The sequence below is a fragment of the Saccharopolyspora flava genome, from assembly GCF_900116135.1.
Lineage (GTDB): Bacteria > Actinomycetota > Actinomycetes > Mycobacteriales > Pseudonocardiaceae > Saccharopolyspora > Saccharopolyspora flava.
Genome location: NZ_FOZX01000003.1, coordinates 279,312 through 290,162, shown reverse-complemented (window position 1 = coordinate 290,162; position 10,851 = coordinate 279,312). Strand labels below are relative to the sequence as shown.

General features: G+C 71.9%; 1 protein-coding gene (cut by a window edge). It reads left to right on the top strand.

Features of this window, described 5'->3' with window-relative positions; genetic code table 11:
- The first annotated feature begins 5 nt into the window (after window positions 1-5).
- On the top strand, window positions 6-10,851 hold the 5' portion of the coding sequence (locus BM424_RS11565) for a type I polyketide synthase (protein ID WP_093416101.1). 19,400 nt of this gene lie beyond the right edge of the window; only the first 10,846 of its 30,246 coding nucleotides appear in the window; its start codon is at window positions 6-8; the stop codon falls past the right edge of the window.

Here is a 10,851-nt window from a genome sequence, read left to right as displayed (position 1 = left end):
AACCGATGAGCAGCTCTGAGAAGCAGTACGTCGAGGCTCTGCGCTCGTCCCTGAAGGAGAACGATCGCCTGCGCAAGCAGAACCAGCAGCTCATCGCGGCCGCGGTGGAGCCCATCGCGATCGTGGGCATGGGCTGCCGGTACCCGGGCGGCGCGTCCTCGCCGGAGCAGCTGTGGGAGCTGGTCGCCGAGGGCCGCGACGGCATCTCGGAGTTCCCGGCCGATCGCGGCTGGGACGTCGAGGGGCTCGCGAGCGCCACCTTCCAGGGCGGTTTCCTGTCCGACGTGGCCGGTTTCGACGCCGGCTTCTTCGGGATCTCGCCGCGTGAAGCGGTCGCGATGGACCCGCAGCAGCGGCTGCTGCTGGAGGTCGCGTGGGAGGCCGTCGAGCGGTCGGGCATCGAGGCCACCTCGCTGCGCTCCAGCCGCACCGGCGTGTTCATGGGCACCACCGGTCAGGACTACAGCGAACTGCTCGCGAACTCCGCCGAGGACATCGGGCTGTACTCGACGACCGCGTTCGCGGCCAGCGTGCTGTCGGGCCGCATCTCCTACCTGCTGGGCCTGGAGGGGCCCGCCGTCACCGTCGACACCGCCTGCTCGTCGTCGCTGGTCGCCCTGCACAACGCCATGCAGTCGCTGCGCGGTGGCGAGTGCTCGCTGGCGCTGGCCGGTGGTGTGGCGGTGATGTCGACGCCGAACGCGTTCACCGCGTTCAGCTCGCAGAGCGGCCTGGCCTCCGACGGCCGCTGCAAGGCCTTCGCCGACGAGGCCGACGGCACCGGCTGGTCGGAGGGCGTGGGCGTGCTCGTGCTGGAGCGGCTGTCGGACGCCCAGCGCAACGGCCGCGAGGTGCTCGCGGTGCTGCGCGGGTCGGCGATCAACCAGGACGGCGCGTCCAACGGGCTGACCGCGCCGAACGGCCCGTCGCAGCAGCGGGTGATCCGCACGGCGCTGGACAACGCGGCCCTGACGCCGGGCGACGTCGACGTCGTCGAAGCGCACGGCACCGGAACGACCCTGGGTGACCCGATCGAGGCGCAGGCCGTCCAGGCGACCTACGGGCAGGACCGGGAGACGCCGGTGCTGCTGGGCTCGATCAAGTCCAACATCGGCCACCCGCAGGGCGCGGCCGGTGTCGCCGGTGTGATCAAGATGGCGATGGCGCTGCGCAACGAGCTGCTGCCCCGGACGCTGCACGCCGAGAACCCGTCGTCCAACGTGGACTGGTCGGCGGGTTCGGTGGAACTGCTGACCTCCGCCCGCGAGTGGCCCCGCGGCGAGCGCCCGCGCCGCGCGGCCGTCTCGGCCTTCGGCGTCAGCGGCACCAACGCGCACGTGATCCTCGAAGAGGCCCCGGCGGTGACCGAGCCCGAGCGCGAGGTCGCCGACCTCCCCGAGGTCCCGTGGGTCCTGTCCGGCCGCTCGAGCACGGCCCTGGACGCCCAACTCGACCGCATCGACACCTTCGCCCACCGCAACCCCCACCTCACCCCCCTCGACATCGGCTACTCCCTGGTCACCTCCCGCTCCACCTTCGACCACCGAGCAGTCCACCTGCCCTCCGGCGATTTCCGAGACATCGCCACAGACCGCACCCTCGCAGTCCTCTTCGCAGGCCAAGGTTCCCAACGCCTGGGCATGGGCAGGGAGCTGTACGAACGCTTCCCGGTGTTCGCGGAGTCCCTGGACGAGGTCCTGTCCCACTTGGACCCGTCGGTCCGAGAGGTCATGTGGGGCGACGATCAGGAAGCCCTCAACCAAACAGGCGTCGCCCAACCGGCCCTGTTCGCCCTGGAGGTGGCCCAGTACCGGCTGGCGGAGTCCTTCGGTCTCAACCCGGACTACGTCGCAGGCCACTCGATCGGGGAACTCGCCGCAGCCCACGTCGCTGGCGTGTTGTCCCTCGAAGACGCCTGCACCCTGATCACGGCCCGAGCACGGTTGATGCAGGCCCTGCCCACGGGCGGCGCCATGGTCGCCGTCCGCGCCAGCGAGTCCGAGGTGCTGCCTTACCTGTCGGGTGATGCCGCGCCGGTCAAAAACTCCCAAATTCAGGGGGACGAATACCGGAGTATTCGACCCGCCGAAAACTCCGGTATTCGACCCTACGAAAATGGCAATTCTCGAACGGGTGTCATCTCTTTGGCTGCGGTCAACGGCCCTGAGTCGGTCGTGTTGGCCGGGGACGAGGACGCCGTACTTGAGGTCGCGGGGAACTGGGAGTTCAAGCGGCTCAATGTGTCTCATGCTTTCCACTCGGCTCTGATGGAGCCGATGTTGGAGGAGTTCCGGGCGGCTATCGGTGGGGTGACGTTCTCGGAGCCGAGCCTGTCGATCGTGGTGAGCGGGGAGGTGACGTCGCCGGAGTTCTGGGTCGAGCACGTGCGGAACGCGGTGCGGTTCGCCGACAACGTGACGACCTTGACCGAGCAGGGCGTGAACGCGTTCCTGGAGCTGGGCCCCGACGGGGTGCTGACCGCGATGGCGGCCGAATCCGCCGCCGAGGACGCCGTTCTGGTCCCGGCGCAGCGCAAGGACCGCGACGGCGGGTCCGCGCTGGTCGAGGCGCTGGCGCGGCTGCACGTGTCCGGGGTCGACGTCGACTGGTCGCGGCTCTTCGACGGCACCGGAGCGCGGCGGATCGACCTGCCGACCTACCCGTTCCAGCGCGAGCGCTACTGGCCGCGGCCCGCCACGACCCGGGCCGACGTGCGCTCCGCCGGACTGGACTCCGTCGGGCACCCGCTGCTGGGCGCGGCGGCCGAACTCGCAGGCACCGACGGCTACCTGTTCGCCAGCCGCTTGACGCTGCGCACTCACACCTGGCTCGCCGACCACGTCGTGCACGGCCGAGTCCTGTTCCCCGGCACCGGTTTCCTCGAACTCGCGATCCGCGCCGGCGACGAGGTGGGATGCGGTCACGTCGACGAGCTCACCCTGTCCGCGCCGCTGGTGCTGCCCCCGCAGGGCGACGTGCAGGTGCAGGTCACCGTCGGCGCCGCCGACGACGCGGGCCGCCGCCCGATCGCGATCTTCTCCCGCCCGTCCGACGCCGGGCAGGGCGACTGGACCCAGCACGCCAGTGGTGTGCTGGCGGTGACCCCGTCCGAACCGACCTTCGACCTGGGTGCCTGGCCTCCGGCCGGGGCCGAGGCGGTGGACGTCGCCGACTGCTACGAGCGCTTCACCGAGGTCGGCTTCGACTACGGCCCGATGTTCCGCGGCCTGCGCGCGGTGTGGCGGCTCGGCGACGAGCTGTTCGCCGAGGCCGAGCTGCCGGACGACGCCGGTGCCGACGAGTTCGGCCTGCACCCCGCGCTGCTCGACGCCGGAATGCACGCCTCGGGCTTCGGCGACGTCGGCAACCTCAGCCGGGGAGGCCTGCCGTTCTCCTGGCAGGGCGTCTCGCTGCACGCCTCCGGCGCCTCGCGCGTGCGCATGCGGCTCGCGCCCGGCCCCGACGACACCACCGTGCTGTCCGTTGCCGACGCGACCGGCGCCCCGGTCGCCAGCATCGACGGCCTCATCACCCGGGCCCCGCAGACCGAGCAGACCCCCGACACCACCCGCGACGCGCTGTTCCAGCTCGACTGGACGCCCATCGCTCTGCCTGAGACCGCCACGACCTGGGCGCGACTCGACCCCGACGCCCGCGACCTGACCGGTGTCGACGCCACCACCGTCGTGCTGCCCGTCGCCGCCGACACCGACGACGTGGTGACCTCGGTGCACGCCGAAACCGCGCGCGTGCTGTCGCTGCTGCAGCAGTGGCTGGCCGACGAGCGCTTCGCCGACTCGTGCCTCGCGCTGGTCACCCGGGGCGCCACCTCCGGTGACGACCTGGTCGGCGCCGCCGTGCGCGGCCTGGTGCGCTCCGCCCAGACCGAGCACCCCGGCCGCTTCGCGCTCATCGACGTGGTCCCCGGCACCGACCCCGAACCGCTGCTGGGACGCGTGCTGACCAGCGGCGAACCGCAACTGCTGCTGCGCGGCGAGGAAGTCCTGGCCGCCCGCATCGCCCGCGCCACCGGGCAGCCACCCGCCTTCGACGTCGACGGCACCGTGCTCATCACCGGCGGAACCGGTGGTCTGGGCGCTGTCCTGGCTCGGCACCTGGTGACCGAGCACGGCGCCCGCGACCTGCTGCTGGTCAGCCGCCGCGGCCCGGACGCCGACGGCGCCGCCGACCTCGTCACCGAGCTCACCGGGCTCGGCGCCACCGCCCGGGTGGTGGCCTGCGACGTCACCGACCGTGCCGCGGTCGCCGACCTGCTGCGGCAGCACCCGGTGCGGGCCGTGGTGCACACCGCCGGTGTCGTCGACGACGGCGTGATCGCCTCGCTGACCCCGGAGGCCGTCGACACTGTCCTCGCCCCGAAGGTCGACGCCGCCTGGCACCTGCACGAACTGGCCGGCGACGTGTCGGCGTTCGTCCTGTTCTCCTCGGCCGCGGCCACCTTCGGCGGCGCCGGACAGGGCAACTACGCGGCTGGCAACGCCTTCCTCGACGCCCTCGCCCGGCACCGCCACGAGCGCGGTCTGCCCGCGGTGTCGCTGGGATGGGGCGCGTGGGAGCAGACGGTCGGCCTGACCAGCGGGCTCTCCGAAGCCGACGTGCAGCGCATCTCGCGCATGGGCGTGCAGGCGCTGTCCGTCGAGCAGGGCGTGGCGCTGTTCGACGCCGCCCTGGGCTCCGGGCAACCGCTGGTCCTGCCGGTGCACCTGGACCTGCCGTCGCTGCGGTCGAGCGGCGACGTGCCGCACCTGCTGCGCGGACTCGTCCGCGCCCCGATCCGCCGCGCCACCGCGTCCTCGCAGGCCGAGACCGCGGCGCTGGCCGACCGGCTCGCCGCGCTCAGCGAGACCGAGCGCACCGAGCGGCTGATCGAGCTGGTGCGCGAGGAGGTCGCGGCGGTGCTCGGCCACGCGAGCGCCGGGGGAGTGGAGCCCGGGCGGCCGTTCCAGGAGCTCGGTTTCGACTCGCTGACGGCCGTGGAACTGCGCAACCGCCTCACCGCGGCGACCGGCTTGCGGATCTCGGCGACGTCGGTGTTCGACTACCCGACGGTGACCCGCCTCGCCGAGCACCTGCGCGACGACCTGTTCGGCGCGGCGCTCGAGGTCACCCCGACGGTCCCGGTGGGCTCGGTCGACGACGATCCGATCGTGATCGTGGGCATGGCCTGCCGCTACCCGGGCGGCGTGTCCTCGCCGGAGGACCTGTGGCGGCTGGTGAGCGAGGACGCCGACGCGATCACTGGATTCCCCACCAACCGCGGCTGGGACCTGGACTCGCTGTTCGACTCCGACCCCGACCGCGCCGGGACGTCGTACTCGACGTCGGGCGGATTCCTGCACGACGCGGGCGATTTCGACGCCGACTTCTTCGCGATGTCCCCGCGCGAAGCCCTGGCCACCGACGTCCAGCAGCGCTTGGTGCTGCAGACCGCGTGGGAGGCCATCGAGCGCGCGGGCATCGACCCGACCTCGTTGCAGGGCAGCCAGACCGGGGTGTTCGCCGGTGTGATGGTCAACGACTACGGCACGCTGCTCGACGGTGACACCTTCGAGGGCTACCAGGGCACGGGCACCGCGCAGAGTGTGCTGTCGGGCCGGGTGTCCTACACCTTCGGGTTCGAGGGGCCTGCGGTGACGGTGGACACGGCGTGTTCGTCGTCGCTGGTGTCGATGCATTTGGCGGCGCAGTCGTTGCGGCAGGGGGAGTGCTCGCTGGCGCTGGCCGGTGGCGTGACGGTCATGTCGACGCCGGCCTCGTTCGTCGTCTTCTCCCGGCAGCGCGGTCTGGCCTCCGACGGGCGGTGCAAGTCGTACTCGGAGTCCGCTGACGGCGTGGGCTGGTCCGAGGGCGCCGGGCTCGTCGTGCTGGAGCGGCTGTCCGACGCGCAGCGCCACGGACACCGGGTGCTGGCGGTGCTGCGGGGTTCGGCGGTCAACCAGGACGGTGCCTCGAACGGGCTCACGGCGCCGAACGGTCCGTCGCAGCAGCGCGTGATCCGGCAGGCCCTGGCGGGTGCTGGTCTGTCCACTTCGGACGTGGATGTGGTCGAGGGGCACGGCACCGGAACGACTTTGGGTGATCCGATCGAGGCGCAGGCGCTGCTGGCGACCTACGGTCAGGATCGGGAGCGGCCGCTGCTGCTGGGCTCGGTGAAGTCCAACCTCGGGCACACGCAGGCGGCTTCGGGTGTCGCGGGCGTGATCAAGATGGTGGCGGCGATGCAGCACGGTGTCGTCCCCCGCAGCCTGCACGCCGAAGCCCCGTCGTCCCACGTGGATTGGGAGGCCGGGTCGGTCGAGCTGCTGAGTTCGGCGGTGGAGTGGCCGGAGACCGGGCGTGCTCGTCGTGCGGCGGTGTCGTCGTTCGGCGTGAGCGGCACCAACGCCCACGTCATCCTCGAGCAGGGACCCGCCGTCGAGGAGCCGGCCCCGGCATCGTCGGCGACGGTGGTCCCGTGGGTGGTGTCGGCGAAGTCCCAGGCCTCGCTGGACGCCCAGATCTCCCGCCTGCGCGACCTCGACGCCTCACCCCTCGACGTCGGCCACTCCCTGGTGACGTCCCGCTCGCTGTTCCAGCACCGCGCCGTCCTGCTCGCCTCCCCCAACGGCCTCGTCGAAGCCGCCCGCGGCACAGCGGACACGCAGCACCTCGCACTCCTCTTCGCAGGCCAAGGCTCCCAACGCCTCGGCATGGGCCGAGACCTCTACGCCCGCTTCCCGGTGTTCGCGGAGGCCCTGGACGAGGTCCTGACCCACCTCGACCCGTCGGTCCGAGAAGTGATGTGGGGCGAGGACGAGGAAGCCCTCAACCAAACGGGTGTCGCTCAACCGGCCCTGTTCGCGATCGAGGTCGCCCTCTATCGCCTGATCGAGTCCTTCGGTGTCCGCCCTGACTACCTCGCAGGTCACTCGATCGGTGAGGTGGCCGCAGCCCACGTGGCGGGCGTGTTGTCCCTCGAAGACGCGTGCACGTTGATCTCGGCCCGAGCCCGGTTGATGCAGGCCCTGCCCACAGGCGGGGTCATGGTCGCGGTCCGCGCCAGCGAGTCCGAGGTGCTGCCTTACCTGTCGGGTGATTCTGCGGCGGTCAAAAACTCCCAGATTCGGGGGGACGAATACCGGAGTATTCGACCCGCCGAAAACTCCGGTATTCGACCCCACGAAAATGGCAATTCTCGAACGGGTGTCATCTCGTTGGCTGCGGTCAACGGCCCGGAGTCGGTCGTTCTTGCTGGGGACGAGGACGCCGTGATGGCGGTCGCGGGGAACTGGGAGTTCAAGCGGCTCAGCGTGTCTCATGCTTTCCACTCGGCTTTGATGGAGCCGATGCTGGAGGAGTTCCGGGACGTCGTTGAGGGGTTGGAGTTCCGGGATCCTGGGGTTCCGGTGGTTGCTTCCGGGGATGTGACGTCGCCTGAGTTTTGGGTGGAGCACGTTCGGGACACCGTGCGGTTCGGGGATGCCGTTGCCGGGCTCGTCGAGGAGGGCGTGACGTCGTTCCTCGAGGTCGGGCCTGACGGGGTGCTGTCGGCGATGGCCGCCGAGTCGGCGCCCGATGCCGCGGTGATCACGCCGGTGCTGCGCAAGGACCAGGACGCCGAGACGACGCTGCTCACCGCCCTGGCTCGGCTGCACGTCGCCGGTGCTGACCTGCGGTGGGAGCCGTTGCTGGAGGGCGGGCGTCGCATCGACCTGCCCACCTATCCCTTCGAGCGCCAGTGGTTCTGGCCGGACACGACGGGGCGCGCGGGCGACGTGCGCGGGGCCGGCCTGGAAGCGGTGGAGCACCCGCTGCTCGGGGCGTCGGCCGAGCTCGCCGACGCCGACGGGTTCCTGTTCACCAGCCGCCTGTCGCTCCGGTCGCAGCCGTGGCTGGCCGATCACGTCGTTCAGGGGCAGGTGCTGGTGCCGGGCGCGGCGCTGGTGGACCTGGCGATCCGGGCGGCCGACGAAGCCGGGTGCGAGCGGGTCGAGGAGCTGACGCTGTCCTCCCCGCTGGTGCTGCCCGAGCAGGGGGCGCTGCAACTCCAACTGCGCGTCGGCCCCGAGGAGGACACCGGCCACCGCACCCTCGTGATCCACAGCAGGCCCGACGGCGACGCCGACCTGCCCTGGACGCAGCACGCGACCGGCCTGCTCGGCCGCGAACCGCTGCCCCCGGCCTCCGGCACCGAGGCGTGGCCGCCCGCGGGCGCCGAGCCGGTGGAGCTCGACGGCTTCTACGAGCGCTTCGCCGACGCGGGCTTCGACTACGGCACCACCTTCCAAGGCCTGCGCGCCGCGTGGCGCTCCGGTGACGAGGTGTTCGCCGAGGTCGCGCTGCCCGAGGGAGTGGACGCCGGCGGGTTCGGCCTGCACCCCGCCCTGCTCGACGCGAGCCTGCACGCCCTCGCCCTCTCCGGTCGGGGAGCGGCCGGGGTCGTGCCGTTCTCCTGGAGCGGCATCTCCCTGCACGCCTCGGGAGCCTCCGAACTGCGGGTCCGGCTCTCGGTCGCGGCCGACGGATCGATGCTCATCGCACTGGCCGACGCCACCGGATCGCCGGTGGCGAGCGTGAACTCCCTGGTCGTGCGCGAGTTCGCGCAGACCGAGCTCACCGACGCCCAGCTCACCCGCGACGCCCTGTTCGGCATCGACTGGGTCCCGGTCTCCCCGGTCGAGGCGGAGCTGGAGTGCGCGGTCCTCGGCCCGGACCCGCTGCACCTGCCCGGCGAGGTCCACCAGGACCTGAGCGCGGTGAACGCCGACGTCGTGCTGGTGCCGGTGGTCGGTGACGCCGCCGAGGTCGTGTCCTCCGCCCACGCCCTGGCCGGCCGCGCTGTGGAGCTGGTGCAGGAGTGGCTCGCCGACGGCAACCCCGAGTCGCGCCTGGTGTTCGTGACGCGCGAAGGCGATGTCGCCGCCGCCGCGGTGCGGGGACTGGTGCGTTCGGCGCAGTCGGAGCACCCGGGCCGCTTCGGCCTGCTGGAACTCGACTCCAAGGACGTCGATTCCTCGCTCGTAGCAATGGCTTTGGCCTCCGACGAGCCGCACCTGATGATCCGTGACGGCGAGGTGCTGGCCCCGCGCCTGACGCGGGTCGCACCGCACGACGAGCCGATCGCCTGGGGTGGCAAGGTCCTCATCACCGGTGGCACGGGTGGTCTGGGCGCGCTGGTGGCCCGTCACCTGGTCGCCGAGCACGGCGTGCGCGAGCTGGTCCTGGTGAGCCGTCGCGGCGGCGACGTCCCGGCCGAGCTCACCGACCTCGGTGCGCAGGTCGACGTGGTGGCGTGCGATGTCGCCGACCGCGACGCGGTCGCGAATCTCCTCGCGCAGCAAGACATCTCGGCCGTCGTGCACGCGGCGGGCGTGCTCGATGACGGCCTGGTCGAATCCCTGACTCCCGAGCGCGTCGACGCGGTGCTGCGGCCGAAGGTCGACGCGGCGTGGCACCTGCACGAGCTGGCCGAGAACCTGTCGGCGTTCGTGGTGTTCTCCTCCGCCGCAGGGGTTTTCGGTTCGCCGGGCCAGGCGAACTACGCGGCGGGCAACGCGTTCCTCGACGCCCTCATCGAGCACCGCCGCGCGCTCGGTCTCCCCGGAACCTCGCTGGCCTGGGGCGCCTGGGAGCAGGGCATGGCTTCGGACGTCGACGCCGAGCGGCTTGAGCGCTCGGGGATGCCCGCGCTGACCACCGACCAGGGCCTGCACCTGTTCGACGCCGCGCTGGCCACCGACCGGCCGGTGGTGCTGCCGGTCCGCCTCGACCTCGCGGCCCTGCGCTCCAGCGGGGCCGTCCCGCCGCTGCTGCGCGGGCTCGTGCGCACCAAGGCGCGCCGCTCCCTCGCCGGATCCCGGGCAGCGGAATCCCTGGTCGCCCGGCTGAGCGGGCTCACGCCGACCGAACGCCTCGACGCGCTCCGCGACCTGGTCCGCGCCGAGGTCGCCGCCGTCCTCGGCCACGCCGACGGCAAGGCGATCGATCCCACTCGCGCCTTCCAGGATTCCGGTTTCGACTCGCTGACGGCCGTCGAGCTGCGCAACCGGCTCGGCGCCACCGCCGGACTGCGGCTGCCCGCGACGCTGGTCTTCGACTACCCGAACGCCCAAGCCCTCGCCGAGCACCTGGACGACGAGCTGTTCGGATCGGGCGCGCAGGACACCGCGAACGTCCCGGCCCTGGTCAACACCGCCGACGACCCGGTCGTGATCGTGGGCATGGCCTGTCGCTACCCGGGCGGCGTGTCCTCGCCCGAGGACCTGTGGCGACTGGTGTCCGACGGGGTCGACGCGATCTCGGACTTCCCCGACGACCGCGGATGGCCGCTCGACTCCCTCTACAACCCCGACCCCGACCACGTCGGCACCTCCTACACCCGCTCCGGCGGATTCCTCCAGGACGCCGGGGACTTCGACGCCGAGTTCTTCGGCATGTCGCCGCGTGAAGCCCTGGCCACCGACGCCCAGCAGCGGCTGCTGCTGGAGGTCGCGTGGGAGGCGATCGAGCGCGCCGGCATCGACCCGATGTCGTTGCGCGGCAGCCGGACCGGCGTGTTCGCGGGCATCATGTACAGCGACTACAGCGGACTGCTCGACGGCGGCGCCTTCGAGGGCCACCAGGGGCAGGGCAGTTCGCCGAGCATCGCCACCGGCCGCGTCGCCTACGCCCTGGGCTTCGAGGGTCCGGCGGTGACGGTCGATACCGCGTGCTCGTCGTCGCTGGTGTCGATGCACTGGGCGATGCAGGCGTTGCGCAGTGGTGAGTGCTCGATGGCGCTGGCCGGTGGTGTGACGGTGATGTCCACGCCGGGTCCGTTCGTGGAGTTCTCCCGCCAGGGAGGCTTGTCCC